The organism is Actinoallomurus soli, from assembly GCF_024055715.1.
GTDB classification, from domain to species: domain Bacteria; phylum Actinomycetota; class Actinomycetes; order Streptosporangiales; family Streptosporangiaceae; genus Actinoallomurus; species Actinoallomurus soli.
The window spans coordinates 141,038-167,995 of sequence record NZ_JAMXMV010000002.1; the positions used below are offsets into that span (position 1 = coordinate 141,038).

At 72.1% G+C, this 26,958-nt stretch carries 28 protein-coding genes; 6 read left to right on the forward strand and 22 right to left on the reverse strand.

Annotated features, from left to right (window positions below; all coding sequences use genetic code 11):
* Nucleotides 1-232 precede the first annotated feature (232 nt).
* Nucleotides 233-1,846, forward strand: a complete 1,614-nt coding sequence (locus NDW01_RS06585) for an MFS transporter (RefSeq protein ID WP_252817683.1) — start codon at nucleotides 233-235, stop codon at nucleotides 1,844-1,846.
* A gap of 107 nt (nucleotides 1,847-1,953) precedes the next feature.
* On the opposite strand, the gene hemL is transcribed toward NDW01_RS06585, so the two are convergent.
* The 9 genes from hemL to NDW01_RS43485 form a co-directional block, all read right to left on the reverse strand.
* The gene (gene hemL, locus NDW01_RS06590) at nucleotides 1,954-3,246 is read right to left on the reverse strand and encodes a glutamate-1-semialdehyde 2,1-aminomutase (protein WP_252817685.1); all 1,293 of its coding nucleotides are present in this window, start codon (nucleotides 3,244-3,246) and stop codon (nucleotides 1,954-1,956) included.
* A 19-nt stretch (nucleotides 3,247-3,265) separates the two neighbouring features.
* Nucleotides 3,266-3,934 (reverse strand): bifunctional DNA primase/polymerase, encoded by a 669-nt coding sequence (locus tag NDW01_RS06595; protein ID WP_406567692.1) that lies wholly within the window; start codon nucleotides 3,932-3,934, stop codon nucleotides 3,266-3,268.
* Nucleotides 3,935-4,135: 201 nt separating this feature from the next.
* Entirely contained in the window at nucleotides 4,136-5,122 is a 987-nt protein-coding gene (gene hemB / locus NDW01_RS06600) for a porphobilinogen synthase (protein ID WP_252817687.1), read from the reverse strand.
* Between the two features lie 20 nt (nucleotides 5,123-5,142).
* Nucleotides 5,143-6,699, reverse strand: a complete 1,557-nt coding sequence (locus NDW01_RS06605; protein ID WP_252818739.1) for a bifunctional uroporphyrinogen-III C-methyltransferase/uroporphyrinogen-III synthase — start codon at nucleotides 6,697-6,699, stop codon at nucleotides 5,143-5,145.
* Nucleotides 6,700-6,746: 47 nt separating this feature from the next.
* Nucleotides 6,747-7,658, reverse strand: coding sequence for a hydroxymethylbilane synthase (gene hemC, locus NDW01_RS06610; protein ID WP_406567693.1), 912 nt, complete (start codon nucleotides 7,656-7,658; stop codon nucleotides 6,747-6,749).
* Entirely contained in the window at nucleotides 7,655-8,920 is a 1,266-nt protein-coding gene (locus NDW01_RS06615) for a glutamyl-tRNA reductase (protein ID WP_252817690.1), read from the reverse strand. Before NDW01_RS06615 ends, hemC begins: the two co-directional genes overlap by 4 nt.
* Before the next feature lie 67 nt (nucleotides 8,921-8,987).
* Nucleotides 8,988-9,692 carry a redox-sensing transcriptional repressor Rex gene (locus tag NDW01_RS06620; protein ID WP_252779414.1) on the reverse strand — a complete coding sequence of 235 codons (705 nt, stop codon included), beginning with the start codon at nucleotides 9,690-9,692 and terminating at the stop codon, nucleotides 8,988-8,990.
* Nucleotides 9,693-9,954: 262 nt separating this feature from the next.
* A complete protein-coding gene (locus tag NDW01_RS06625) occupies nucleotides 9,955-10,200 on the reverse strand; it encodes a glutaredoxin family protein (RefSeq protein WP_252817692.1) in 246 nt (81 codons plus the stop codon).
* Complete coding sequence (locus NDW01_RS43485) at nucleotides 10,193-11,710, reverse strand: putative quinol monooxygenase (RefSeq protein WP_305883755.1); 1,518 nt, start codon at nucleotides 11,708-11,710, stop codon at nucleotides 10,193-10,195. Before NDW01_RS43485 ends, NDW01_RS06625 begins: the two co-directional genes overlap by 8 nt.
* Nucleotides 11,711-11,897: 187 nt before the next feature.
* Here NDW01_RS43485 and NDW01_RS06635 point away from each other — a divergent pair, with 187 nt between their 5' ends.
* Nucleotides 11,898-12,515, forward strand: a complete 618-nt coding sequence (locus NDW01_RS06635; protein ID WP_252817693.1) for a sigma-70 family RNA polymerase sigma factor — start codon at nucleotides 11,898-11,900, stop codon at nucleotides 12,513-12,515.
* A 154-nt stretch (nucleotides 12,516-12,669) separates the two neighbouring features.
* Nucleotides 12,670-13,548 (forward strand): HAD family hydrolase, encoded by an 879-nt coding sequence (locus NDW01_RS06640; RefSeq protein WP_252817695.1) that lies wholly within the window; start codon nucleotides 12,670-12,672, stop codon nucleotides 13,546-13,548.
* A gap of 110 nt (nucleotides 13,549-13,658) precedes the next feature.
* Here NDW01_RS06640 and NDW01_RS06645 read toward each other — a convergent pair whose 3' ends face one another.
* The 7 genes from NDW01_RS06645 to NDW01_RS06675 form a co-directional block, all read right to left on the reverse strand.
* Complete coding sequence (locus NDW01_RS06645; protein ID WP_252817697.1) at nucleotides 13,659-14,630, reverse strand: aldo/keto reductase; 972 nt, start codon at nucleotides 14,628-14,630, stop codon at nucleotides 13,659-13,661.
* Between the two features lie 44 nt (nucleotides 14,631-14,674).
* Nucleotides 14,675-15,604 (reverse strand): lysophospholipid acyltransferase family protein, encoded by a 930-nt coding sequence (locus tag NDW01_RS06650; RefSeq protein ID WP_252817699.1) that lies wholly within the window; start codon nucleotides 15,602-15,604, stop codon nucleotides 14,675-14,677.
* A 10-nt stretch (nucleotides 15,605-15,614) separates the two neighbouring features.
* Nucleotides 15,615-16,577 carry an NAD-dependent epimerase/dehydratase family protein gene (locus tag NDW01_RS06655; protein ID WP_252817701.1) on the reverse strand — a complete coding sequence of 321 codons (963 nt, stop codon included), beginning with the start codon at nucleotides 16,575-16,577 and terminating at the stop codon, nucleotides 15,615-15,617.
* A gap of 125 nt (nucleotides 16,578-16,702) precedes the next feature.
* The gene (locus NDW01_RS06660; RefSeq protein WP_018654693.1) at nucleotides 16,703-16,801 is read right to left on the reverse strand and encodes a 30S ribosomal protein bS22; all 99 of its coding nucleotides are present in this window, start codon (nucleotides 16,799-16,801) and stop codon (nucleotides 16,703-16,705) included.
* A gap of 158 nt (nucleotides 16,802-16,959) precedes the next feature.
* Complete coding sequence (locus NDW01_RS06665) at nucleotides 16,960-17,163, reverse strand: helix-turn-helix domain-containing protein (protein WP_187233448.1); 204 nt, start codon at nucleotides 17,161-17,163, stop codon at nucleotides 16,960-16,962.
* 108 nt (nucleotides 17,164-17,271) lie between these two features.
* Nucleotides 17,272-18,087 (reverse strand): phosphatase, encoded by an 816-nt coding sequence (locus NDW01_RS06670; protein WP_252817704.1) that lies wholly within the window; start codon nucleotides 18,085-18,087, stop codon nucleotides 17,272-17,274.
* Entirely contained in the window at nucleotides 18,084-19,223 is a 1,140-nt protein-coding gene (locus NDW01_RS06675) for an acetoin utilization protein AcuC (RefSeq protein WP_252818743.1), read from the reverse strand. Before NDW01_RS06675 ends, NDW01_RS06670 begins: the two co-directional genes overlap by 4 nt.
* 81 nt (nucleotides 19,224-19,304) lie before the next feature.
* Between NDW01_RS06675 and NDW01_RS06680 the strand changes: the two genes are divergently transcribed.
* On the forward strand, nucleotides 19,305-19,478 hold the full coding sequence (locus NDW01_RS06680; RefSeq protein ID WP_252779401.1) for a DUF1272 domain-containing protein: 174 nt from the start codon (nucleotides 19,305-19,307) through the stop codon (nucleotides 19,476-19,478).
* Nucleotides 19,479-19,529: 51 nt separating this feature from the next.
* On the opposite strand, the gene NDW01_RS06685 is transcribed toward NDW01_RS06680, so the two are convergent.
* Both NDW01_RS06685 and NDW01_RS06690 read right to left on the reverse strand, forming a co-directional pair.
* Nucleotides 19,530-20,714 (reverse strand): CynX/NimT family MFS transporter, encoded by a 1,185-nt coding sequence (locus tag NDW01_RS06685; protein ID WP_252817706.1) that lies wholly within the window; start codon nucleotides 20,712-20,714, stop codon nucleotides 19,530-19,532.
* The gene (locus NDW01_RS06690) at nucleotides 20,711-21,385 is read right to left on the reverse strand and encodes a FadR/GntR family transcriptional regulator (protein WP_252817709.1); all 675 of its coding nucleotides are present in this window, start codon (nucleotides 21,383-21,385) and stop codon (nucleotides 20,711-20,713) included. The genes NDW01_RS06685 and NDW01_RS06690 overlap by 4 nt, the downstream gene beginning before the upstream one ends.
* A gap of 127 nt (nucleotides 21,386-21,512) precedes the next feature.
* Between NDW01_RS06690 and NDW01_RS06695 the strand changes: the two genes are divergently transcribed.
* Complete coding sequence (locus NDW01_RS06695; protein WP_252817711.1) at nucleotides 21,513-22,520, forward strand: alpha/beta hydrolase; 1,008 nt, start codon at nucleotides 21,513-21,515, stop codon at nucleotides 22,518-22,520.
* Nucleotides 22,521-22,616: 96 nt separating this feature from the next.
* On the opposite strand, the gene trpS is transcribed toward NDW01_RS06695, so the two are convergent.
* Nucleotides 22,617-23,600, reverse strand: coding sequence for a tryptophan--tRNA ligase (trpS, locus tag NDW01_RS06700; protein ID WP_252817713.1), 984 nt, complete (start codon nucleotides 23,598-23,600; stop codon nucleotides 22,617-22,619).
* 190 nt (nucleotides 23,601-23,790) lie between these two features.
* Between trpS and NDW01_RS06705 the strand changes: the two genes are divergently transcribed.
* The gene (locus NDW01_RS06705; protein WP_252817715.1) at nucleotides 23,791-24,690 is read left to right on the forward strand and encodes a DNA-3-methyladenine glycosylase family protein; all 900 of its coding nucleotides are present in this window, start codon (nucleotides 23,791-23,793) and stop codon (nucleotides 24,688-24,690) included.
* Nucleotides 24,691-24,729: 39 nt separating this feature from the next.
* Here the strand turns inward: NDW01_RS06705 and NDW01_RS06710 are convergent, their stop codons facing one another.
* From NDW01_RS06710 to NDW01_RS06720, 3 genes are all read right to left on the reverse strand, one after another.
* Nucleotides 24,730-25,167: a hypothetical protein gene (locus tag NDW01_RS06710; RefSeq protein WP_252817717.1), complete on the reverse strand. Its 438-nt coding sequence runs from the start codon at nucleotides 25,165-25,167 to the stop codon at nucleotides 24,730-24,732.
* Between the two features lie 62 nt (nucleotides 25,168-25,229).
* On the reverse strand, nucleotides 25,230-25,997 hold the full coding sequence (locus tag NDW01_RS06715) for an amino acid ABC transporter ATP-binding protein (protein WP_252817719.1): 768 nt from the start codon (nucleotides 25,995-25,997) through the stop codon (nucleotides 25,230-25,232).
* Entirely contained in the window at nucleotides 25,994-26,956 is a 963-nt protein-coding gene (locus NDW01_RS06720; protein WP_252779393.1) for an amino acid ABC transporter permease, read from the reverse strand. Before NDW01_RS06720 ends, NDW01_RS06715 begins: the two co-directional genes overlap by 4 nt.
* Nucleotides 26,957-26,958 lie beyond the last annotated feature (2 nt).

Sequence of the window (26,958 nt, forward strand, 5' to 3'; positions counted from 1 at the left end):
CGGTCGACGGAGACACGCGTGAAAGATGACAGGGTCATCACGAACCTCTATGGGTGGGATCGTCGGGGAAGGGTCAGACGATGGCCGCGAGGCGGGTCAACGGCCGCAGCTCGCGCGAAATATGACAGGCATGTTGATCAGCCGTAAAGCGGAACGACACTCCATTGCATCGCACCGACGGGGCGGCTACGGTAGGTACGAATTTCTTCGTACCTACCGTCTCGGAGCGCCGATGAGCAGTGAGCCACCATCTCCGCAGATCACCGGCGGCGATCCGGTCCTCCCCGTCGACGCCGCGCCACCTCTGGCGACGTCTCCTCGACCGGAGGCCGAGAGGGCGGCAGGGCACCGCGTGACCCTCGCCGCGGTGCTCCTGGCCGTACTCGTCGTGCCGACCTCCATCTCAGGCACTGCGGTCGCGCTGTCCGACATCGGCGGCCAGACCTCGGCCGGGCTCACCTCGCTGCAGTGGGTGGTCAACGCGTTCAACCTCACCTTCGCCTGCTTCACCCTGGCCTGGGGGTCGGTCGCCGACATCGTGGGCCGCGCGAAGGCCTTCGCCCTGGGCGCCGGGATCTACCTGATCGCGTCTGTGGCGAGCGGCCTGGCCGGCAGTATCCACGTCCTGGACGCCGCACGGGCCCTCGCCGGCATCGGAGGCGCGGCGATCTTCTCCTGCGGCAGCGCGATCCTGTCAACCGTGTTCACCGGCCCCGCCCGCGTCCGCGCGTTCGCCCTTTTCGGGACGGTCGCCGGGATCGGCGTAGGCGTCGGCCCGTCGTTCTCCGGCGCGATCGTGGAAAGCCTCGGCTGGCGGTGGATCTTCGGCGTGCACGCCATCGTTCTGGCCGTCGTGCTCTGCGCCACCCCGGTCGTACTGCGGACGGTCGCCGACCGCGGGCGCACCGGCGCTCGCATCGACCTTCCGGGCGCCGCGCTGTTCATCCTGGCGATGCTCGCGCTGACGGTCTCCATCGTGCAGGGATCGCAGTGGGGCTGGAGTAGCCTCGGGGTCCTCGGCCTGTTCGCCGTCTCGCTCTCGCTGTTCGCCGTGTTCGCGGCCGTGCAGCGGCGGGTCGCGCACCCCATGCTCGATCTGAGCGTGCTGCGCGACCGGCGCTATGTCGGGTTGTGCCTCGTGCCGGTCGCCGCGTCGTTCGGGTTCGTCACGATGCTCACCTACCTGCCGAGTTACCTGACCGCGGCGGCCGGCCGTACGGCCGGTACAGCCGGCCTGATCATGGTGCTGCTCACCATTCCCGTGTTCGTCTGCCCGATGCTCGCCAGTGCGCTGGTCAACCGGGGCCTACCGGCCGAGACCGTGCTTCGCGCCAGCCTGGTCTGCCTCATCGTCGGCGACCTGGCGCTGCTGGTCTTCGACCCCGGCTTCTCCGTCCTGGTGGTCGCCGTGCCGCTGCTGGTGACCGGAGCCGGCATGGGCCTGTCGGCCGGCCTGGTCGATGGCCGAGCGCTGGCGATCGTGCCGGACGAGCAGGCCGGTATGGCGGCCGGGTTCTTGAACACGATGCGCCTGGGCAGCGAAGCAGTCGCCGTCGCGATCTACGGCGCGGTGTTCGCCACGCTGGTCCACGCCACGATCTCACGGTCCATCGGCTCGGTGGCCCCCGGAGCCGACGCCGGACGCCTGGCCAACGAGGTCGCGGCCGGAAACGTCTCCAGTGCGGTACGAGCGGCGGGCACCTCGCCCACGCGGGATCTCACCGCACTCCTCATCCACGGGTACGACGATGCGTTCCACACGATGCTGTGGATCCTCGCGGCGATCTGCGCCGGGCTGAGTGGCGTGATCCTCTACTTGCTCCGAGGCCACCGGAACACACAGTGACCCGCAGCCACTACGTCGGGACGGGGTCGGCCTGGCAGCACCGAGACTCTCCGCCGCGATGATGGCGACGAAAAGTCTCGGCGCTGGCGAACATGCCGGGCCGTGGGCTATGCGGCTTCGGCGGCGGCGCGGGCGGCGTGGGGCAGGGCCTCGGTGATGCGCTCCAGGGCCGTGTCGTCGTGGGCGGCGGACAGGAACCACGCCTCGTACGCCGACGGGGGCAGGTAGACGCCGTGGTCCAGGGCCGTGTGGAAGAACGCCGCGTACTTGCGGGTGTTCTGCCGCTGGGCCTGCTCGAAGTCCAGCACCGCCTCGTCGGCGAAGAAGATCGAGAACAGGTTGCCCGCCGTCTGCAGCCGGTGCGGGACACCCTCCTTGGCCAGCGCCTCCGTCGCGGCCTCGGCGACGACGCTCGCCGCGCGGTCGATCCGCGCGTACACCTCGTCGGTGGCGGCGCGGAGGGTGGCCAGGCCGGCGGCGGTGGCCAGGGGGTTACCGGACAGGGTGCCCGCCTGGTACACCGGGCCCGCGGGGGCCAGGCGGTCCATGACGTCGGCGCGGCCGCCGAACGCCGCCGCGGGCAGGCCGCCGCCCATCACCTTGCCGAAGGTGTACAGGTCGCCGGCGACGCCCTCCAGGCCGTACCAGCCGGAGCGCGAGACGCGGAAGCCGGTCAGCACCTCGTCGATGATGAGCAGGGCGCCGTGGCGCTCGCAGACGCGCTTCAGCGCGGCGTTGAAGTCCTGGGTCGGCGGGACGATGCCCATGTTGGCCGGGCACGCCTCGGTGATGACGCAGGCGATCTCGTGGCCGTACTCGCCGAACGTCTCCTCGACGGCGGCGATGTCGTTGTAGCGGAGCACGATCGTGTCGGCGGTGGCCGTGCCCGTGACGCCCGGAGAGTCGGGCAGGCCGAAGGTCGCAACGCCCGACCCGGCGGCGGCCAGCAGCGCGTCGGAGTGGCCGTGGTAGCAGCCGGCGAACTTCACGATCTTCGAGCGCTCGGTGAAACCGCGCGCCAGCCGGATCGCCGACATGGTGGCCTCGGTGCCGGAGCTGACCAGGCGGACCTTGTCGATCGGCGTGCGCTCGACCATCTCCTCGGCCAGCAGGACCTCGCCCTCGGTCGGCGCGCCGTACGAGGTGCCGCGCTCGATGGCGTGGTGCACGGCCTCGACGACCTGCGGGTGTGCGTGCCCGAGGATCATCGGGCCCCACGAGCAGATCAGGTCGACGTACTCGTTGCCGTCGGCGTCGACGAGGTACGGGCCACGGGCCGAGGCCATGAACCGCGGGGTGCCGCCCACGGCCCCGAAGGCGCGCACCGGGGAGTTGACCCCGCCCGGGATGACGGCGCCCGCCCGGTCGAAGAGTTCTTCGGAACGATTCGTGGAAGTCACCCCACGAGTCTCCCAGACGTCATTCGGCGTCGTCGGCCAGGATCTCCAGTAGCCGCACCGGGTCCGGCAGCGGCACGCCGTACGGCTCCCTGACCCAGGTCACCGCGCGGCCGAACGGCAGCATCGACGGCGGCGCGACGACGTAGCTGTCGCGGCAGTGCCAGCGCATTCCGGGGTTGTCGGCGATCGTCTCCGGGACGGTGTCGAGGTGGCAGGACCACCACTCGTCCTCGTCGACGGGCGCGCCCCGGGTGGCGACGAAGAACAGGTAGCGCTCGTCACCGTAGGCGGCCACCGGGCCGACCGGGACGCCTTCGCGCTCCATCCGCTCCAGGGCCGCGCGGCCCGCCCCGGCCGGCACGTCGAAGACGTCGAAGACCCGCCCGGTCGGCAGAACGATGTTCGCCTCCGGGTCACCCGCCCACCAGCGTCCCAGGGTGTCGGCGTCGACCGTGGCCTGCCGCTGCCACACCTGGGACCGGGGATGCGCCGCGGGCGACGGGCAGCCGATCCGGTCGCAGGAACACGCCCGCGTGCCGTCGGTCGCCGGATGTTCGCCCGGATAACAGGGCCAGCCCAGGGCGGCGTACTCCTGTACGGCGGCCGCCATGCGCTCGCGCCTGGCCGACTCGCCCGTCTGGCGGCGGCGCGCCGACCGGTTCGTTCGTTTCGCTGTTACGTCCAGCATCCTGCTCCCCCTCCGCTCCTCTTTCGATGATGGCGCGCCGCTCTTTCCCGAGTTGCGGGAACCCCTGAATAGCGGCGAAGCCGTGACCTGCTACGGCGGGGAGGGAGCGAAGCCGCCGTAGCGAGTGGAGTGAGCGGCCGAGGGACGAGGTCGCTCGCGAAGCGAGTGAGGCGCGCGAGCGACCCGACAGCGCAGCCCAGGTCAGGCGCGCAGGGAGCGGGCCACCTCGGTGGCCCAGTAGGTGAGGACGATGTCGGCGCCCGCGCGGCGGACGGAGGTCAGCGTCTCCATGATGATCCGGTCGCGGTCGATCCAGCCCTGCGCGGCGGCGGCCTCGACCATGGCGTACTCGCCGCTGACCTGGTAGGCGGCGACCGGGACGTGCACCGTGTCGCGCACCCGCCGGACGATGTCCAGGTAGGTGAGCGCGGGCTTGACCATGACGAAGTCGGCGCCCTCATCCAGGTCCAGCAGCGCCTCCCGGATCGACTCCTCGGCGTTGGCCGGGTCCTGCTGGTACGCGGACCGGTCGCCGAACTGCGGAGCGCACTCGGCGGCGTCGCGGAACGGGCCGTAGAACGCCGAGGCGTACTTCACGGCGTACGCCATGATCGCGACGTTGCCGTAGCCGGCCTGGTCGAGGGCGGTACGGATCGCGGCGACCTGGCCGTCCATCATGCCGCTCGGGGCGACGACGTCGACGCCGGCCGCGGCCTGGGCGACGGCGATGGAGGCGTAGCGCTCCAGGGTGGCGTCGTTGTCGACCTCACCGGAGGGCGTGAGGATGCCGCAGTGCCCGTGGTCGGTGTACTCGTCCAGGCACAGGTCGGCGATGAGCACCGTGGAGTCGCCGAGCTCGGCGGACAGGTCGCGCAGGCCCTTCTGCACGATGCCGGCCGGGTCGTCGGCGCCCGAGCCGCGGCCGTCCTTGACCGCCGGGATCCCGAACAGGATCAGCCCGCCGACGCCGGCCTCCACCGCGTCGTGCGCGGCCTTGCGCAGCGAGTCCCGGGTGTGCTGCACGACACCGGGCATCGACGCGATCGGCTGCGGCTCGGTGATGCCCTCCTTCACGAACAGCGGCAGCACCAGGTCGCTCGGGTGCAGCCGGGTCTCGGCGACCATCCGCCGCAGCGCGGGGGTGCGGCGGAGCCGCCGGGGACGTACGACGGGGAACTGCGCGGTCACGAGGGCCTTCTTTCAGACGATCACTTGCGCCGGCGCGCGCCGCGGCGCATCTCACTCGGCTTGCGGAGGGGGTCTCCGGCCTCGACCTGGGCGGCCCGCCGCTTCGCACCGTACTCCGCGAGGGCCTCGGCGAGGGCGCTGACGGACGGTTTGTCCGCCATCACGTCGACGCGCAGGCCGTACTCCTCGGCCGTGCGCGCGGTCTGCGGGCCGATGCACGCGATCACCGTGACGTTGTGCGGCTTGCCGGCGATCCCGATGAGGTTGCGGACCGTCGAGGAGGACGTGAACAGCACCGCGTCGAACCCGCCGCCCTTGATCGCCTCGCGGATCGGCGCCGGCGGCGGCGCCGCGCGTACGGTCCGGTAGGCGGTCACGTCGTCGCACTCCCAGCCCAGCTCGGTGAGCCCGGCGACGAGGGTCTCGGTGGCGATGTCGGCGCGCGGCAGGAGCACCCGGTTGATCGGGTCGAGGTCCTTGTCGTACGGCGGCCAGACCTCGACGAGCCCCTCGGAGGACTGCTGCCCCTTCGGCATGAGGTCGGGCTTGACGCCGAACTCCACGAGCGCGGCGGCGGTCTGCTCGCCCACGGCCGCGACCTTCAGGCCGGCGAACGCGCGGGCGTCCAGGCCGTACTGCTCGAACCGCTCGCGTACGGCGCGCACGGCGTTGGTCGAGGTGAAGACCACCCACTCGTAGCGGCCGGTCACGAGACCCCGAACGGCACGTTCCATCTGCTGCGGCGTGCGCGGCGGTTCCACCGAGATCGTGGGCACCTCGTCGGGCACGGCGCCGTACGAGCGGAGCTGGTCCGACAGCGACGCGGCCTGCTCCTTCGTGCGGGGCACCAGCACCCGCCAGCCGAACAGCGGCTTGGTCTCGAACCACGACAGCTTGTCGCGCCAGCGGACGACGTCGCCGACGACCAGCAGCGCCGGGGACTCCAGGTGCTTGGTGTCGGAGGCGACCTTGGCCAGCGTGGAGTCGACGGTGTACTGCTCGGTGGTCGTGCCCATCGAGGTGACCGCCACCGGCGTCGTGTCGGACCGGCCGGCGGCCATGAGGCCCTTGGCGACCTCGCCGATGGTGTTCTCGACACCGAGGATCACGAGGGTGGCCGCGCCCGCGTGGGCGGTCCAATCGATCCCGCCCTCCTGGGCGTCGACGATCGTCACCTCGCGGTGCTTGCCGTCCGTCAGCGGAATGCCCGCGTAGCCGGGCACGCCGATGACCGACGAGACGCCGGGGACGATCTCGAACGGGATCTTCGCCTTGGCGCAGGCCTTCGCGTCCTCGGCCACGGCGCAGCCCACGCCGGGGTCGCCGGCGAAGACCCGCGCGACGACCTTGCCCGACCGGGCCAGGCTCGCGAGGTTCACGCCCGCCGGGCCGATCACCTCGGCGGCGGGGTTGAAGTGCGGCTCGTACGGCGGCGCCAGGGTCTCGTGGACCACGATGACGTCGGCCGCGCCGAGGATCCTGGCCGCCCGGAGCGTCAGCAGCTCCGGGTCGCCCGGGCCGACGCCGACGAAGGCGACCCGGCCCTGCCGTGCGGCGGACGTCGTCTCGTCCGTCATCGTGGGGGCCTCGCCCTCGTCGTGTGCGGCCTTTTTGCTCGCGGGGCTCAAGATGTGCTCTCCCCCATCAACTGGTCGGCCCCCTCCGCCAGCATCCTGAGCGCGAGATCACGCCCTAGACGCTCGGAATCATCCGGGGAGCCGCTTACCGACAACCGAGTCTGCCGTTCACCGTCATACCCGACAACGACTCCGGTCAGATGCACGATTTGCTCTTCCCATGCAGCGTATGCGCCCACGGGAGCCGAGCAGCCCGCTTCCAGCGTGGCCAGAAGCGTCCGCTCGGCCGTTACAGCCGCCCTGGTCGGGGCGTGGTCGAGGGTGGCGAGGAGCTCGATGAGATCATCGCGGTCGGCCCGGCATTCCACCGCCAGCGCGCCCTGGCCCGGCGCGGGCAGCATCTGGTCGGACTCGAAGATCTCCGAGACGGCCTCCAGGCGGCCGATCCGGTTCAGCCCCGCGTACGCCAGCACGACGGCGTCCACCTCGCCTTCGGTGACCTTCCGCAGGCGCGTGTCGGCGTTGCCGCGGATCGGCACGACGTCGAGATCGTGCCGCATCGCCCGCAGCTGCGCGACACGGCGCGGCGAACCGGTACCGACCCGGGCGCCGGGCCGCAGGTCGGCCAGCTTGGCCGGGCCGCACAGGGCGTCGCGGGGGTCGTCGCGGTGCGGGACGGCGGCGAGGGCGATGCCCTCGGCCGGCCCGGTGGGCAGGTCCTTCAGCGAGTGGACGGCAAAGTCGATCTCCCCGGAGAGGAGCCGCTCGCGCAGCCCGTTGACGAACACGCCGGTGCCGCCGATCTGGGCCAGCTGCGCCTTGGAGACGTCGCCCTCGGTGGTCACGCCGACGAGCTCGACCGGCCGGCCGGTCCGCGCGGTCAGCGCGTCGGCCACCAGACCGGACTGCGTCATGGCCATCAGGCTGCGGCGGGTGCCCAGCTTCAGAGGTGTGGTCACTGGACATCCTCCGCCCGGATGACCGCCTCCGGGGCCTTGGGGTCGAGGTCGAAGAGTTCGCGCAGCGCGTCGGCGTACGCGTCGCCGCCGGGGGAGGCCGCAAGCTCCTTCACGCGCACGGTCGGGGCGTGCAGCAGCTTGTCGACCACGCGGCGTACGGTCTGGGCGATCTCCGCCCGTGACCTGTCGTCGAGTTCGGGGAGCCGGCCGCCGAGCCGGCCGAGCTCGGCCTCGACGACCTCCGCGGCCTTGCTCCGCAGCGCGACCACCGTGGGGGCGACCGTCGCGGCGACGAGGCCGAGCTCGAAGGCCTTGACCTCCTCGCACACGATCCGCCGGACGGCGTCGGTGTCGGCCTCGGCGGGCGCGTCGTCGGCGGTGCTGAGGTCGTCCAGGCCGACGAGGGTGACGCCGGGCAGGTCGCGGACGGCGCGGTCGACGTCGTGCGGCAGGGCGAGGTCGAGCAGGAAGACCGGGCCCCGGACCATGTCCGGGGTGATCACGAGGCCGGTGGCCCCGGTGCACGAGACGACGATGTCCGCCTCGGCGAGCGCCTCCCGCAGGTGCTCCAGGCGGATCGCCCGTGCCGGGGCGTCGGTGGCCTCGGCCAGGCGCAGGCCGCGCTCGTACGTGCGGTTGGCGATGACGATCTCGCCGATGCCCTCGCGGGCGAGGGTCGCGGCGGCGAGCGAGCTCATCGAACCGGCGCCCACCACGAGCGCGCGCCGGCCCTCCAGGGAGCCGGCGCGGCTGAGACCGACGCTGACGAGTGAGGCGCCCGCCCGGTCGATGCCGGTCTCGTTCCGCGCCCGCTTGCCGACGCGCAGCGCCTGCTGGATCGCCTCGTTCAGCGCCCGGTCGACGGTGCCGTACTTCTGGGCGAGCTTCAGAGCGGTACGGAGCTGGCCGGCGATCTGGCCCTCACCGACGACCATCGAGTCCAGGCCGCAGGCGACCGAGAAGACGTGCTGGACCGCGCGTTCCTCGTAGTGGACGTACAGGTGCTGGGACAGCTCGCCCAGCGGCACCTCCGAGTGCCGGGACAGCAGCTCGGAGATCGCCGAGACGCCGGCGTGGAACTTGTCGACGTCGGCGTACACCTCGATGCGGTTGCAGGTGGAGACGACGACGACCCCGCTGACATTGGGGGAACCGTGGACGTCGTGCAGCAGCTTGACCAAACGCTCTCCGGTGACCGCGGTGCGCTCCAGAAGAGCGACCGGGGCGCTGCGATGGCTCAGCCCGACCACGAGAATGCTCACTGGTGCTCCCGTCCCTCACCCGACGGCCCCGGGCGGCGGGACGGCCGTGTCGTCACGTCCGCGCCGCTCATGAGCCGTCAACCGCTTCGAGATACTCCTGCTCCACGCCGGCCGGGCCGCCGGCCTTGCGCTGTTCGTGGAACGCGAGGATCTGAAGCTCGATCGACAAGTCGACCTTACGCACATCCACCCCGTCTGGCACAGTCAGGACGACAGGGGCGAAATTCAAGATGCTCGTCACACCGCTCGCCACCACGCGGTCGCAGACCGGCTGGGCGGCCGAGGCGGGCACGGCCAGGACCGCGATGGAGATCCCGCAGTCCGCGATCACCTGCTCCAGCTTGTCGATGTGCTCGACGGTCAGGCCGTTGATGCGCTCCCCGACGATGGCCGGGTCGGCGTCGAGCAGGGCGGACATCCGGAACCCGCGCGAGGCGAACCCGCCGTAGCCCGCGAGGGCGCGGCCGAGGTTACCGAGTCCGACGATGGCGACCGACCAGTCCTGGGTGAGGCCGAGCTCGCGGGAGATCTGGTAGACGAGGTACTGCACCTCGTATCCGACGCCCCGGGTGCCGTAGGACCCGAGGTGGGACAGGTCCTTGCGGAGCTTGGCCGAGTTGACGCCCGCCGCGGCGGCGAGCTCCTCCGACGAGACGGTGACGATGCCGCGTTCGGCGAGCGTGTGCAAGGCGCGGAGGTAGACCGGCAGCCTGGCGACGGTCGCCTCAGGGATGCCTCGGTTCCGCGCACCGAGGGTGGATCGACGGGTCACAAGCCTGCTCTTCGGGACTCGACTCGCGGCCGGTCCTGAGTCGCCCGTCGGCCCGGTCGCCTGGACTTCCCTCAGATTAAGCCTTTGTGAACGCATGCACAAAGTCGGTGCTCATCCGCGCAGGTCCCGCCCGGCCACCCGGAGCGGGTCGTCACGGGGCCCTCGACCCCCAGCTCAGCCGGGCCTCCGGTGCGTTCGGGCGATCTTCACGAGCCGTCTGGGACCGCCGCCCGGTGTGACGCAGAGAACATTGACACGCTGGTCAGGCGCCGAGGGCGGCGCGCAGGCGTCCCTCGTCGACCCGCCAGAAGTCGTGCTGGACGCCGTCGACGAAGGTCACCGGGATCTGCTCCCAGTACAGCCGGGTGTCCTCCTCGGACGCGGTGATGTCCCGCTCCTCCCAGCCGACGCCCAGATCGCCGCACACCCGCGCGATGATCTCGCGGGCGTCGTCGCACAGGTGGCAGCCCGGCTTGCTCAGCAGCAGGACGCGCGGTGTCTCAGCCATGGGGCCAGCGACCGGACGGGTTCGGCTGGTGGGGAGGCCGGCCGTTCGGCGGCGGCTGGATCGGCCGCGGGCCGGTCATGTCATGCCGCGGGCGGCCCGGGTCCTGGGCGGGCCGCTGGACCGGGCGCGGGCCCGTCATGTCGTTGGGCCGGTGGGCCGCGGGCTGCCGCGAGGGGTCGTACGGGGCGCGCTGCGGCTCCTGCGGGCGCTGCGGGTCGTACGCGGGCCGCTGCGGCTCCTGCGGACGCTGGGCGTCGTACGCGGGCCGCTGCGGCTCCTGGGGGCGCGGCTGGTCGTACGGAGGGCGCTGCGGGTCGTGCGGCGGCCGCTGGGCGTCGGGCGGCAGCGCCACCTTCGCGGCGGTCGCGGTCAGCTCGATGACGTTCGTGCCGGCGACGTGCGAGCGCACCTCACCCGCGAACCGCTGCACGTGCGGCTGCCGGGTGTGGTTCTCCACCGCCGCGGCGTCACGGAAGAGCTGGTAGAAGATCCGCTGCAGCGGCGCGCTGTCGACGGAGTGGCAGGCGTAGACGAGCGTGCCCGGCTCGCGCTCGATCACCGCGCGGGTGACCTCGGCGGCCAGCCGGTCGAACGCCTCCTGGTGGCCGTCGTGCAGCGTGTACATCGTGATCCGGCCGTACTGCCCGAGCGGGAACGGAAGCGCCGGGGCCGCGGGCTGCGGCGCGAACGACGGCTGGGAGTGGTACTGCCCGCCGGCCTGGTGACCCTGGGCGTGCGGCCCCTGCGGCGGCGGGCCGGACGGCCGACCGAGGGGAGGCTGCCCTGCGTAGTTGGACATCTCGTCGTACGCCTCCGCTTCTTCATTATCTTCGTCTTCGTCGTCATCGGCCCGCTTCGACAGGACGCGGGAGACGCCGAACCAGATCAGGGCGACGGCGCCGCCGAGCGCCAGCGGCGCCAGGGGGCCGGGCAGGAAACCGCGCGTCGCGGTGACGAGGAGGACTCCCGCGAAGGCGACCATCGCCACGGTCAGCATGATCTCGGTCGCCCGCCGGTCGCGCTTGTTGCCGCGGATCGCGGTGACCGCCACGCAGGAGACGAGGGCGACGACCGCGAAGACGTGCGCGCCGTTGATGACCAGCTTGGGCAGCGAGGAGTAGTGCCCCGTCGCCTCCGGCAGGCTCTTGCCGAACGTGCCGATGATCGGGTCGAGCAGGACGATCACCACGGCCACCACGACGTACGACCCGGCGATGAGCCGGGCCGCGAACCGCGCCTGGACCGAGCGCGCGGCCAGCTCGACGACTCCGAGCGCGAGGCTGAAGGGCGCCAGCAGGGTGCCGAACAGCGTGACGCACCGCAGCAGTGCGGGCGAGAAGCCCATCGCGTAGCCCGCGGTCATCGCGCCCAGCGCGAGGCCGAGCGCGCCCAGCGTGAACGTCCACAGGAACAGGTGGATCCGCCGCTCGGGGAACCCGCGCACGCCGAGCAGACCCGCGCACCCGAAGGCGGCGAGGGTCGCCACAAGTGCCACCGCGACGTTCACCATCGGACCAATGGTGCCCGATCTCCGGAGCGGACAGGTAACGGATCCCCCTGTCCGCGCTTGGATTTGCTACGTCCGGGCCGCGCGGATATCAGGCGGGATTCATCATCCGTCACCATTGCACCAGTTACTGGTGAGTATCTAGCATGTTTCGACACACCCGGTGGCCGATCAGCACCGAGGAGTACCGATGCGCAGCCTCACCCTCGACCCCCCGCCCGTGTCGCCCGCGGGGCCGGTCGCCCTCAAGCCGGCCGGCGACCAGGATGAGCTGCGCGAGCTGGTACTCCGCGCCCGCGCCGGCGAGTCCGACGCGTTCGCCGCCCTGTACGACCGCTACGTGGATCTCGTCTACCGCTACGTCTACCACCGCGTCGGCGTCCACCCGCTCGCCGAGGACCTGACCAGCGAGACGTTCCTGCGGGCGCTGCGCCGGATGAGCGTGTTCACCTGGCAGGGCAAGGACTTCGGCGCCTGGCTCGTCACCATCGCCCGCAACCTCATCCTCGACCACTACAAGTCCAGCCGGTACCGCATGGAGGTCTGCACGGCGGAGCCCGACGAAGGCGACCGCTGGGAGGAGGGCCCCGAGCGCGTCGTGCTGGACGACTGGACCCACCGGGCGCTGTTCTCGGCGGTCCGCGCCCTCGGGTCGGAGCAGCGCGAGTGCGTCGTCCTGCGGTTCCTGCACGGCCTGTCGGTCGCGGAGACCGCCACGGTGATGGGCAAGAACAGCGGGGCGATCAAGGCGCTCCAGCACCGCGCCGTACGCTCCCTCGCACGTGTCGTCCCCCGCGACGTCCGCTGAAGGTCCCGGGCGACGTCCGCCGAGGGTCCGGCGCGGCTGCGAGAGATCCTGCGGAGAGTCCCGGCGCAGCTGCGGAGGGTCCCGGCGCGGCTGCGGAGGGGACACTGACGGTCCCTCTCGGTTACCGGTGATCGAAAGTGGTTACGCTCGTCTCATGCGGTTCTGGCCAAGGCGTGATGATGCCGATGACGCGGAGCTGGCGGGTGAGGCCGCCGCGGCGGCCGCCGCGGTGGTGGACGTGCCGCCACCGGACCCCGACCCCAGCGCGGCCGCCTTCTTCGACGTGGACAACACGCTGATCCGCGGCGCCTCCATCTACCACTTCGCGCGCGGGCTCGCCTCACGGAAGCTGTTCACCGTCCGCGACCTGGCGCTGTTCGCGCTGGGCCAGGCGGCCTTCCGGATGCGCGGCGCGGAGAACGCCCAGCACATCAGCACGGCGCGCGAGGCCGCCCTGGCGTTCGTGGCCGGGCGCAGCGTCAGCGAGCTCGTCAGTCTCTGCGAGGAGATCTATGACGACAAGCTGGCCGACCGGATCTGGCACGGCACCCGCGCCCTCGCGCTCAAGCACCTGGACGCCGGCCAGCAGGTCTGGCTCGTCACCGCCACGCCGGTCGAGCTGGCCCGGATCATCTCGCACCGGCTCGGCCTGACCGGCGCCCTCGGCACCGTCGCCGAGACCGAGAACGGCGTCTACACCGGCCGGCTCGTCGGTCACCTCCTGCACGGCCCGGCCAAGGCCGGCGCCGTCCGCGCGCTCGCCAAGCGCGAGGGCCTGGACCTGGCGCGGTGCTCGGCCTACAGCGACTCCTTCAACGACCTGCCGATGCTCACCACGGTCGGCCATCCGCACGCCGTCAACCCCGACGCCGACCTGCGCGAGCACGCCCGCGAACACGGCTGGCCGGTCCACGACTTCCGCACCGGCCGCAAGGTCACCATGGTCGCGCTGCCGACCGCGGCCGGGGCGGGCGCGCTCGCCGGCGGCGTCGCCGCCGGCGTCGCGCTCCGCCGCCACTACCGCGACCGCTGACCCGGCCGTACGCCGAGAGTTCTGGTCGCTCCAGCGACCGTGGCTCGCGGTGCTCTCGTCCCAGGTGAGGCGATGACCGCCGCCGGGTCCAGGCCACGCCGTATGGACGGTCAGCGGCGGACCATCCGCAGCATGGTCTCGGGGTAGCGGGCGCCGGACACCGGCAGTTCCAGCTCCGACAGCTCCGCCTCGGTGAGCCGGATCTCGGTGGCCGCGAGGTTCTCCTCCAGCCGGGCGCGGCGCTTGGTGCCGGGGATCGGCACCACGGTCTCGCCCTGGTGCAGCAGCCAGGCGAGGGCGAGCTGGCCCGCCGTGACGCCCTTGCTCGCGGCCATCTCGCGGACGGTCTCGGCGGCCTTGACGTTGGCGTCGTAGTTGGCGCCCTGGAAGCGCGGGTCGGTGCGGCGGTAGTCGTCCTCCGGGTAGTCCTCGGCCCGGCGCACGTCACCGGTGAGGAAGCCGCGGCCGAGCGGGGAGTACGGCACGAGGCCGATGCCCAGTTCCCAGACGGTCGGCAGGATCTCGTCCTCGAGACCCCGCTCCCACAGCGAGTACTCCGACTGCAGGGCCGACACGGGGAAGGTCGCGTGCGCGCGGCGGATCGTCTGCGCGCCGGCCTCGGACAGGCCGAAGTAGCGGACCTTGCCCTGCTGGACGAGCTCGCCGACGGCGCCGGCGACGTCCTCGATCGGCACCTCGGGGTCCACGCGGTGCTGGTAGAGCAGGTCGACGTGGTCGGTGCCGAGCCGCCGCAGCTGCTGCTCCAGCACCTGCCTGATGTGCTCGGGGCGGCTGTTCACCCCGCGGCGCTGGCCGTTCTCGTCGATGTCGAAGCCGAACTTCGTGGCGATGACGGCCTCGTCGCGGCGGCCGCGCAACGCCCGGCCGAGGAGCTCCTCGTTGGTCCAGGGGCCGTAGATCTCGGCGGTGTCGAAGAAGTCACAGCCGAGCTCCAGCGCCCGGTGGATGGTCGCGATGGACTCGGTGTCGTCGCCCTGACCGTACGCCCAGGTCATGCCCATGCAGCCCAGGCCGAGCGCCGACACTTCGAGTCCCTGTGTGCCCAGTCTTCTCTTCTCCATGGCGACCAGGCTGCCCCTTAGAGCGCGCTCTAAGTCAAATGCGATCAGAAGAAGATCGAGGCCCGGCGGCGGAGCTGGTCGTAGAGCATGTTCTGGATCGTCTCGCGGACCTGGTCGGTCAGGTTGAGCACGGTCATGTGGTCGTCGGCCTGGTCCGGGTCGTACTCATCCGTCATGATCGGCTCGCCGAACGCGATGATCCACTTGGACGGCAGCGGGACCAGGCCGAACAGGCCGAACATCGGCCACGTCGGCGTGACCGGGAAGTACGGCAGGCCGAAGAGCCGGGCGATCGGCCGCAGGTCGGCGATCTTCGGGTAGATCTCCTCCGCGCCGACGATCGCGGCCGGGATGATCGGCACCTGGGCGCGCAGCGCGGTCGCGACGAACCCGCCCCGGCCGAACCGCTGCAGTTTGTACCGCTGGCTGTACGGCTTGCCGACGCCCTTGAACCCCTCGGGGAAGACGCCGACGAGCTCCCGCTTCGCCAGCAGCCGCGCGGCGTCGGCCTGGCAGGCGAGGGTGTGCCCGCTCTTGCGCGCCAGGTGGGCCAGCACCGGGATCTGGTAGACGAGGTCGGCGCCGAGGAGCCGGAGGTTGCGCTTGGCCGGGTGGTGGTCGTGCAGCCCCACCTGGAGCATGACGCCGTCCAGCGGGAGGGTGCCGGAATGGTTGCCGACGACCAGCGCGGGGCCGGTGTCGGGGACGTTCTCCAGCCCGAACATCTCCACGCGGAACCACCGCTCGTACAGCTGACGGGCGAGCGGCATCAGCAGCGTGTCGTTCAGCTCGGGGTCGAAGCCGAACTCGTCGACGTGGTAGTCGCCCTCGATCCGGCGGCGCACGAAGCGCAGCGCCGACGCGACCTTCTGCTCCAGCTCACCGGGTGGTTCGGCGCGGTGCTCGGCCCTGTCGCCGTGGAGTGGGATCACCTCGGCCGCGTGACCCACCACCGCTCTCGCTTCCTCGGACATCAGACTGCGGTCACCTCCTGCTGAAGCCCCCTACCCCGCCGGTGACCAGGTCAAAGATGCCCGCTCGCAGGCTTCGCCCGAGCCCTTGGGAGTCGACGAAGTCGGCGAAGGCCTCTTCGGAGCTGTACTTGGGGCGCCAGGACAGTTCGTTGGTCAGGCGCGTGGTGTCGATGACCCGGCCGTACGTCAGCCAGCGCAGCAGCTCGGGCGAGAAGCCCTTGAGCCCGCCGAACCGGCGGCCGACGTCGCCGAGCGTCTGGACGGCGGGCGACGGGAGCCGCAGGATCGGGCGGCCCGCCCGGCGCAGGGCCTGGGAGAGCAGCACGACGCCGTCTCCGGCCGCGTTGAAGCAGCCGGGATGGTCCTCCACGGCCATCCGGCGCAGGATCTCGACTCCGTCGTCCTCGTGGATGAACTGCAGGCGCGGGTCGAATCCCAGCACGGTCGCCACCACCGGCATGTGGAAGTAGCGGCTGAGCGGGTTGTCGACGTTCGGGCCGAGGAAGTTCGCGAAGCGCAGCACGGAGACGAGCAGGTCGGAACGGCGCCGGGCCAGCCCGCGGACGTACCCCTCGACCTCGACCGCGTCCTTGGCGTAGCCGTGCGCCGGCGGCGCCACGGGCTCGTCGAACTCGGTGAACACGGCCGGGTCACGGGCCGACGAGCCGTACACCGCCGCCGACGACCGCACCACCAGCTTGCGCATGGCCGCGGACCGCTGGCAGGCGGCCAGCAGCTGCATCGTGCCGATGACGTTGGCTTCCTTGGTCGCCATCCGTGCGGCCGCGGTCATCGTCACGAGGTTCAGATGCACGACCGTGTCGACGCGCGCCGAATCTATGATCTTGGCGATGCTCGGCGTGCGGATGTCGACCCGGACGAACTCGGTGCGTCCAAGGGTCGCCTCGGGCGGCACGGTGTCGACGCCGATGACCCGCTCGATGCTCGGCTCTGCCTGCAGGGCCTCGGCCACCCGTGCTCCGAGCCACCGGGAAACGCCGGTGACCAGGACCACCCGGCTCGCGCCGGAACCTGATGCTGCGCTCGCGGAGGGACGCGTCGACGGCACCGGTGTCCCCCCATCCGTGGACGGCTGCGTTACTTCTTGTTGCGACGCTGAATGCGCGTCTTCTTCAGCAGCTTACGGTGCTTCTTCTTGGCCATGCGCTTACGACGCTTCTTGATGACAGAGCCCACGGAACCCTCACTCGATGATCAGCAGGAGACGGGCGATCAGCACCCTTGGCGGGCACACAGCCCGGTGCCCAAGGGTACCGCCGCCTCGACGCCGATCGTTCGCGGGCCGCCGCCACGCGCCGTGGAAACCGCCGTGACTCCGGCGGATCGCGCGCGCGTCAGCCCGCTTCGATGTACGCGTCCCGCAGATAGTCGTGGACAGCCTGCTCCGGTACGCGGAACGAACGTCCCACGCGAATCGCCGGTAGTTCTCCCGAGTGAACGAGGCGGTATACGGTCATCTTGGACACCCGCATCACCGCAGCCACCTCGGCCACAGTCAGGAACCTGACCTCGCTCAGAGGTCGCTCGCCTGAGCTCATCGGACGCCCTCTTCCACACGCCGCGCGTCAGACCTTTGGGTGACTTTGATCACGGCCGTGTACTTTCCTCCAGCGTAAATCGTGATTCCCGAGTCGCAAGAGGGGAGTTCAATCAATCAGGCTCGAATGTGTCAAAAGATACACAGTGAGCGGGGTGTAGTGATCCGGGAGCACGTTGTCGTCCAGGGGCACCACCGTATGGACCTTCCCCTCCGCCTCCCCCGCGAACAGGGCCGGGTCATTACAGTCCGCGAAGCCGACCGTGTCGATACCCGCCTGGCCCGCCGCGCCGGCCCAACCATGGTCCGCCATGACCAGATCCGGCCAGGGACCGCCGTCGGCGGAAACTTCTCGCAAAATCGCGCGCATGGGCTCCGCGTCGTGCGTATGGTGCAGCGCCGCGCCCCCGCTCAACGCCGCGACGCCCTCGATGTAGCGGATCACCCGGCGCTCCGCGCCGCGCGGCGTCTCCACCTCGTACGCCCAGCCGGACGCGGGCGTCAGCACCCGGCAGCCCCGCGCCCGCAGCGCCCGGCCCACCGCGAGGTACACCGGGAGCAGGCCGCCCGGATGCCCCGTGGCCAGCAGCACCGTCTCCCGCCGTTCCGCCGCCCGCGCGAGCCGGCCGGCCATGGCCTCCAGTGCGTCGATCGTGCGGTCCGGGTCGATCGTGTCGTCGCCGTACAGGTGCGCCGGGTCGGGGTTGATGCCGCATTTCTCGGCCATCAGCGCGAAGATCTGGTCGAACCCCCACTCCTGCTCCAGCTCGAGCCCGAACAGGTAGTACGGCTTGCGCGCCGCCATCCGCCGGTAGTGCAGGAGGTTGCCCTGGCGCGGCGTCGCGACCACCCCGGCGATCAGCGTACGGACCAGGTGCGCGCGCAGCTCGTCGCGCGTCGGGACCGGGTGATCGGCGAGGCTCACGGCATCGGGTCCAGACCGTGCTCCGGGAACACCGCCTGCCGCGTCGCCTGCACGGCCCGGTCCACCGGATCCGCCGGGTCGTAGCCGCTCTCCCACGTTCGCACCTCCGTGTCGGCTCCATCGGTCATGCGCTCGGGCGCCCGCCGCCCCGTACGGTCGCGTACGAGCTCCCGCCAGGACTCCGGGGTCGGCGTGCCGGGCGGGATCGGCCGCCCCGCCGCCTCGGCGAGCAGGTGGGTCCAGGCACGCGGGACCACGTGGACGAGCTCGTAGCCGCCTCCACCGGTCAGGACCCAGCGGCCGCCGGCCGTCTCGTGGGCCAGCCGGTGCAGCGCGGCGTACGCGGCGCGCTGCCCATCGACGCTCAGCGTCAGGTGGGCGAGGGGATCGAGCTCGTGGCTGTCGCAGCCCTGCTGGGTGACCAGGACCTGCGGCCGGAACTGCCGCAGGAGCGGCGGGACCACCGCGTCGAAGGCCCGCAGCCAGTGCCGGTCGCCGCTGCCGGGCGGCAGGGCGACGTTGACCGCCGTGCCCCGCGCCCCCGTCTCCTTGGGCAGCCCGGTGCCGGGGAACAGCGTCCGGGGCGTCTCGTGCAGGCTGATCGTGAGGACGCGCGGGTCGTCGTAGAACGCCGCCTGGACGCCGTCGCCGTGGTGCACGTCGACGTCGACGTACGCGACCCGCTCCGCGCCCTGGCCGAGCAGCCAGGCGATCGCGATCGCCGGGTCGTTGTAGACGCAGAACCCCGAGGCCGCCCCGTGCATGGCGTGGTGCAGTCCCCCGGCGATGTTGGCCGCGTGCTCCGCCTCGCCGGTCCACACGGCGCGCGCCGCGGCCACCGAGGCCCCGGCGACGAGCGCGGACGCGTCGTGCATGCCGGAGAAGACGGGGTTGTCGGCCAGGCCCAGGCCCCGCGCGACGTCGAGCCGCTCCCGGCGGACCGCCTCGATGTAGGCCGGGTCGTGGACGAGGGTCAGCAGCTCGTCGCCGGCCGGCTCGAATCCCTCGACGGACACGTGCGGCGCGTCGAACACGCCCAGCTCACGGGCGAGCGCCATCGTCAGCTCGACGCGGACGGGGTTCATCGGATGCTCGGCGCCGAAGTCGTACGCCACCAGCCGGTCGTCCCAGAACACCTGAAACGAGGCACTCACCGCTCGACCTCCCGACCGCGCCCAAAGCTCCCACGGGTCACCGTACCTGTACGCTGCACGGCCATGGCGCTCGAGATGCGCGGCGCGTGCGAACGCTGCGACGCCCCCCTGGACCAGAACGGCCTCGCCTACATCTGCAGTTACGAGGACTCCTTCTGCGGGGCCTGCACCCGCTGGCTGTCCCACGTCTGCTCCGTGTGCGGCGGCGAGCTCGTCCGCCGCCCCACCCGCGTCTGACGCGCCACGGCGGGAAGCCGCGGGCCGTCCCCGTGCGGAGGACGGCGAGGCTCAGGAGCGGCCGACGAGGGCGGGCTCGGGTTCGGCGCCGATCGTGCGGGTACGGCCGGCGCCGAGGCCGGGCAGCACGAGGATCACCGACACGGCCAGCAGGATGACCGTCGGAACGCTCCACCCGTGGGTGGCGTCGTGCACCGCGCCGACGGCGAGGGGCCCCAGCGCGGCGATCACGTAGCCCACGCCCTGCGCCATCCCCGACAGCTGCGCCGCCACGTGCGCGTCGGCGGAGCGCAGGCCGATGAACGACAGGGCGGTGGCGAACCCGACGCCCTGCCCGAGCCCGAGCACGATGATCCACAGCCAGACGGAGCCGATCGGGGCCCAGGCGGTGCCGGCGAAGCCGATCAGGCAGAGCACGCCGACCAGGACGACGAGGGGCCGCTGGTCGCGCAGCCGGCGCTCGATCACCGGGACGGCCAGCGCGCCGACGGCCTGCAGGAGGCTGGTGACGCCGAGGGCGTAGCCGGCCGCCGTCTCGCTCAGCCCCCGGTCCTGGCACAGGGTCGGCAGCCAGCCGGAGACGACGTAGGCCAGCAGGGACTGGATCCCCATGAACGCGGTGACCTGCCAGGCCAGCCCGGACCTCCAGACCTGCCGCGAGCCCGCGGCGGCCGCCACTCCCGCCGCCGCCCTGCGGGCGCGCGGCAGCCAGGCCAGCGCGGCGATGGCCGCGGGGATCGCCAGCAGCGCGAGGGGAAGCCGCCAGGACGACCCGGCGGCGTGCTCGACCGGCACGGCGACGCTGGAGGAGACCGCCGCGCCGACGGTCACGGCGATCGTGTACACGGCCGTGACCGCCATGATCGCTTGCGGGTGGTCCCGCTTGATGATCGACGGGACGGCGATGTTGCCGACACTGATCGCGATCCCGGCGAGGAGCGCCCCGCCGAACAGCGCGACCGGGGAGGGCAGCACGCGGACCAGCAGCGCGACGACGAGCACGAGCATGCTGGCGACGAGGAGGCGCTCGCCGCGCGGCGAGCGCCGCAGGAGCGGCAGCACCAGCCCGAAAGAGCCGAAGAAGACCAGCGGGAGCGTGGTCAGCGCGCCGGCCGCCGCGCCCGACAGGTGCAGGTCGTCCTGTATCTGGCTGAGCAGCGGGCCGACCGCGACGATGGCGGGGCGCAGGTTGAGCGCGACAAGAACGATCAGCGCGATTCCGGCGTAGCGCCTCACAGCACATCCTCCAGCGCGCGAAGGGTCGGCGCGACGACGAGGGCCGCCGCGCGGCCGGCCGCCTCGGCGTCGCCGGCGGCGATCGCCGCCAGCACGGCGTGGTGGCGCTCGGGGCCGCCCTCGGGCAGGTCGCGGTCCTCGCGGACGGCGCTCAGCGACTCGCGCAGGCGGTGCCGGAAGAACCGGAACGCCTCGGTCAGCAGCGGGTTCCGCGCGGTCTCGGCGACGGCCAGGTGGAACCCGGAGTCCGCCTCGCCGAAGTCGGCGGGGTCCTCGGCCGCGTCGCGGTTCCGCAGGAGCCCTTCGAGGCGCCGCAGGTCCTCGGGCGTACGGCGCAGCGCGGCGAGCTTGGCCGCCTGCACGTCGTAGGCGAGCTGCACCTCGAACACGTCCCGCAGCGACGCCCGCTCGACCCGCCGGAGCAGCGGCCGGGGGTCGGCGGCGCTGCGCACGTAGGTGCCGTCGCCGCGCCGGACCTCGAGCACGCCGACGTGGCTCAGGGCGCGGATCGCCTCCCGCACGGCGGGCCGGCTGACGTGCAACCGCGCGCTGAGCTCGTGCTCGCCGGGGATGCGGTCACCGACCGCCCAGGCGCCGGACGCGACCTGGGCGTGCATCTGGTCGAGCACGGCCTCGACGGCGGACTCCCGCCGCACCGGCTGCAGCGACACGCCCGTCCTCCCTCAGGTGTCAGATGTCAGACATCTCGCGGTTGACTCTACACGTTTGTGACGTGAGGAACAGGACATGTGGGGCATCTAACTAACCAGGTGACTCCTGGCGCAGGAGGCGGTTGCCATGACGCACGTCGCAGAGGCCGAACGTCCGCCGTACGAGCGGATCCCCAGCTCCCAGAGCCGTGCGCTGGCCGCGGCCATCCGGCTGGGGATCCGTCCCTTCTCCGGCCGCGTCAAGGGCGGCCCGGCCGGGATCCGGCTGTGGCGCACCCTTCTGGGCGCGGGGTCGCACTGCCTGCGCGCCGATCCCCGCGTCCTCGTCGAACCGTTCAGCGACCCGTGCGTCGACGAGCCGCGGATACGGCGCCCCGTCCGCGGCGAGTGGCTGCGGCCGCCGGGCGGTGACGCGAGCCGCGGCGCGGTCCTCTACCTGCACGGCGGGGCGTACGCGATCTGCTCGCCGCGCACCCACCGCGTGATCACCACCCGGCTGGCCATGGAGACGGGCATGCCGGTGCTCGCGCCGCGCTACCGGCAGGCGCCCGAACACCCGTTCCCGGCGGCGTTCGAGGACGCCCTGGACGCGTACCGTCTGCTGCTGGCGCGTGGCATACCGGCCGAGCGGATCACCCTCGTGGGCGACTCGTCCGGCGGGCACCTCGCCGCCGCCCTGACCGGCGAGGCGTGCCGTACGGACCTGCCGACGCCCGGCAAGGTCGTGCTCTTCTCCCCGTGGATCGACCTGACCGGCGAACTGGCGACGACCTCGGCGATGCTGCGGCGGGACCCCTTCATCGTCCCGGCCGTCGCGACGCGGTTCGGCCGGCTGTACGTGGGGACCGGGGATTGGAACGATCCACGACTGTCCATCCTCAGCTGCGCGAGCGCCGACCTGCCACCGTTCCTGATCCAGGTCGGCGGGATCGAGGTGCTGCGGGACGAGGCCGAACGGTTCGCCGAGGTGCTGGCCGAGGCCGGGGCCGACTACGAGCTGCAGGTCTGGCCCGGCCAGATGCACGTGTTCCAGATGTTCAACGGCCTGATCCCGGAGGCCGGCGAGGCGATGCGGGAGGCCGCCCGCTTCATCCGCCGCGACGCCGACCACGGCTCGGTCCCCGAAGCCGCCTGACGCCCGCCGCGGGCGGCGGGCGGCGGGCGGGGAGCGTTAAGGCGGACGTCCTTCAGGCGGCGGGCAGCGGGCGACGGGCCGTAAGACGGACGTCCTTCAGGCGGCCGTCAGTCCGATCGCGCGCTTCGCGGCGGCGAGCGTCGGCGCGGCCAGGGCGCGGGCCTGCTCGGCGCCGGTGCGCAGGACCGCCTCCAGGCCGGCCCGGTCGGCCGCGATGGCGGCGTACCGCTGCTGCAGCGGTTCGAGCAGCGCGATCACCGCGTCGGCGGTGTCCCGCTTCAGCGCGCCGTACGAGGAGTACGACAGCGCCTCGACCGGCGTGTCCGTGCACGCGGACAGGATGGCCAGCAGGTTGGACACGCCCGGCTTGGCCGCCGGGTCGTACGTCACCTCCGAGCCGGAGTCGGTGACCGCCCGCATGACCTTGCGGCGTACGACGTCGACGGGGTCGAGCAGGTGGATCGTTCCCGGGGAGTCCACCGACTTGCTCATCTTCCGCGACGGGTCGGCCAGGTCCATGACCCGCGCCGCGGTCGCCGGCAGGACCGCGCGGGGCGGCGTGAACACCGGACCGTACGCACGGTTGAACCGGTCGGCCAGGTCACGGGCGAGTTCGAGGTGCTGGGACTGGTCCGCGCCGACCGGGACGTCGGTCGCCTGGTAGAGCAGGATGTCGGCGGCCATCAAGGCCGGGTAGGTGAGCAGCGACAGGCGCACGACCTCATGGCGCGCCGACTTCTCCTTGAACTGGATCATCCGCTGCATCTCGCCGTAGTGCGCGGTGCTCTCCAGCAGGTACGACAGCTCGGTGTGCGCGGCGACCGCGCTCTGCCGGAAGAACACGCAGCGTTCCGGGTCGATGCCGGCCGCGACCGCGAGCCCGGCGAGCTCCAGCGCCCGGTCGTTCAGCAGCGCGGGATCGTGCGGGCTCGTGAGGGCGTGCAGGTCGGCGATCCCGTACACGTGGTCCGTGCGGGCGGCGTCGGCGGTCAGGCGCTGCGCGGACGGCCGCAACGCGCCGAGCAGGTTGCCGAGGGTCGGACGGCCGGACGGAGTGAAGAGGCTGAGGACGCGGGCCACGGTGACTCCTTGTGGACAGGGCCACCGCACCGGCGTCACGAGAAACGGCCGCCGAGGCGGCGGCCGTCGAATGGGTACGCGAGGGAGGTCGGCCGCCGTCAGGCGGCCCACCAGCTACTGCTGTGGAGCGATCCTCGCATGCCGATCAGTGTAACCCGGAAACGTCGTACCCGGGTGTGACCATCGCGTCATGGCAGAAACTGTCGCGCTCGCCGTGCGGGGGCCGTTCGACCTGGCGGCGAGCATCCGGTTCCTGGAGGGATTCACGCCGGCGGGCCGGCCGGACGCCGGGCGGCACCGGGGCGCCCTCGCGCTCGCCTTCCCCGCCGCGCCGTCCTGGCGTCCCGTGGGCGTCCGGCTCCGGCAGGAGGGCAGCGCGGTCCGCGCCGAGATCGAGGCGCATCCCGACGACGTGGCGACGGCCGCCGAGCACGCCCGGCGGATCCTGTCGCTGGACGTCGACGGCACCGGTTTCGCCGCGCTCGACGACCCGCACGTCGTACGGCTCCGGGAGCGGTTCCCGGGGCTGCGGCCGGTGCTGTTCCACTCGCCGTACGAGGCGGCCTGCTGGTCCGTGATCGGGCATCGCATCCGGATCGCCCAGGCCGCCGGCATCAAGCAGCGCATGGCCGAGCGTCTCGGCGACGCCGTCGGCGGGGTGGCGAGTTTCCCCGGCCCGGAGCGGCTGCTGGCCGTCACCGACGTGCCGGGGCTGCCGCCGGTCAAGATCGATCGCCTGCACGGCATCGCCCGCGCCGCCCTGAACGGCGACCTGGACGCCGGTCGGCTGCGGGCGATGGAGACCGCGCAGGCGCTCGTCGAGCTGCAGCGGATCCCCGGCATCGGGCTGTTCTCCGCGGAGCTGATCCTCATCCGGGGCGCGGGGCACCCCGACGTCTTCCCCGCCTCCGAGCGACGGCTGCACGACGAGATGGCCCACGAGTACGGCCTGCACGGCCCCAGCCCGGCACGCCTCGCGGCGATCGCCGAGGCCTGGCGGCCCTACCGGTCGTGGGTCGGGCTGCTGCTGCGCGCCCGGCGCGAGATCGAGACCGCCGAGATCGCCCGCGGCCGCCGCGTCACCCGCTGAGTGCCCGGCGGCCCGTGCGCGGTGGGTGTTCCCGGCGCCCTATGCCGAGGCTTCTCGTCGCGTCACCGACGAGGATTCCCGGCGCCGGCCGCCCGCTCCCGTTCGCGTGAGCCATACACCCAGGGCGGCCGCCACCGTGGACACGGCCTCGGCGACGGTGGTGACGACCTTCTCGGCGTACCACACCGGCTCGTACATGTTCGGCAGCGGGCCGAGCGACCCGACGTCGACGTACCGGTAGAGCAGGACGGCGCCGAGCGCGCCGGCCGCGACCAGGAACGCGATCCCGTACGTGAGCCGGGTCGCGCGGATGAGCACCAGCACGGCGACGAGCGCGGCCAGCACCCCCTGGATCCAGAACAGCGTCCCCTCGGTGAGGCCGCCGCCCGACGATCCCGTGTCCCCGGCCAGGTGGAAGTGAACGTACGCGTCGACCGCGAGCCCCGCGACGACGAGCAGGCGAAGTATCAGGCCCATACCCGCATCACCGTTCGCGGGGCCGTTCCGGTTCAAACGTCAGGCCGAGAAAACGGCGCGGGTCAGCGAACGTTCGCCAGGAAGGCGCGGGTACGAGGGCTCCGGGGCTCGTCGAAGACCTCCGCCGGCGCTCCGCTCTCCACGATGACGCCCTGGTCCATGAACACGACCCGGTCGGCCACCTCGCGCGCGAAGCCCATCTCGTGCGTGACGACGACCATCGTCATGCCGTCTCGCGCGAGGTCGCGCATCACGTCGAGGACCTCGCCGACGAGTTCCGGGTCCAGCGCGCTGGTCGGCTCGTCGAACAGGAGCAGGCGGGGACGCATCGCCATGGCCCGTGCGATCGCGACCCGCTGCTGCTGGCCTCCGGACAGTTCGGCGGGATAGTGCCCGGCCTTGTCCGCCAGCCCGACGCGGGCCAGCAGCTCGCGCGCCTGTTTCTCCGCGTCCGGGCGGGCCCGCCGCTGGACCCGGACCGGGGCCTCGGTGACGTTCTGCAAGGCCGTCATGTGGGAGAAGAGGTTGAACTGCTGGAACACCATGCCGACGCCGGCGCGCTGGCGGGCCACGTCCCGCTCCGGCAGCTCCTCGACGCGGCCGTTGCGGCGGCGGTATCCCATCAGCTCACCGGAGACGTACAGCCGGCCCGCGTCGATCTTCTCCAGGTGGTTGATGCAGCGCAGGAACGTCGTCTTGCCGGACCCGGACGGCCCGAGGAGACAGACGACCTCCCCCGGCCGTACGTCCAGGTCGATGCCGCGCAGGACGTGGTGGTCGCCGAAGCGCTTCCACACCCGCTCGGCGCGGACCAGTGGCTCGGTCGTCATCGGGTCGGACCTCCCTCGGTGACGCGCGGCGCGCCGTGGAACGTGAACGCACGCCTCCCGAAGCGGCGTACGGCGCCCTGGTCCGGACGCCGTCCGGTGCCGCGGCCGAAGTGCTTCTCGATCCGGGTCTGGATCAGCGTGAGGACGGTGGTGACGATGAGGTACCAGATGCTGGCGACGATGAGCAGGGGCATCGTCTGGTACGTCCGGGAGTAGATGAGCTGGGCGCTGTAGAGGAGCTCGGGCATGGCCAGGACGCTGACGAGCGAGGTGGTCTTGAGCATGCCGATCGTCTCGTTGCCGATCGGCGGGATGATGATCCGCATCGCCTGGGGCAGGACGATGCGCCGCATCCGGGTCATCGGGGTCATGCCGAGCGACGCGGCGGCCTCGATCTGGCCGCGCGGCACCGACAGGATGCCGGCGCGCACGATCTCGGCGGTGTAGGCGGCCTGGTTGAGGCCGAGCCCGAGGAGCGCCGCGGTGAGCCGCGAGACGAGGTGGTTGGCGTCGGCGGTGGCGAACGCGGGCCCGAACGGGATGCCGACGGAGAGCCGCGGGTACAGCGACGCGAGGTTGTACCAGAAGATGACCTGTACGAGCAGGGGAGTGCCACGAAAGAACCAGATGTAGCCCCACGCGGTTCCGGAGAGGATGGGGTTGCGCGACTGCCGCATGATCGCCAGCACGGTGCCGAGCACCACGCCGATGAGCATCGCGAGGACCGTCAGTTCCAGGGTCTGGAGCAGGCCGGAGAGGATCTGCCGGGAGGTGAAGTAGTCGCCGACCACGGACCACTGGTAGCGCGGGTTGCGGATCAGGGTGTGGACCAGCATCGCGGCGAGGACGGCCACGACCGCGGCCCCGACCCAGCTCGCGGGCTGCCGCCGGCGCCGGGCGTGGATCTCGTCGCCGGGGGCGGGGGCGTCGACCTCCCGCGCCTGCTCGGTGAGGCTCATCG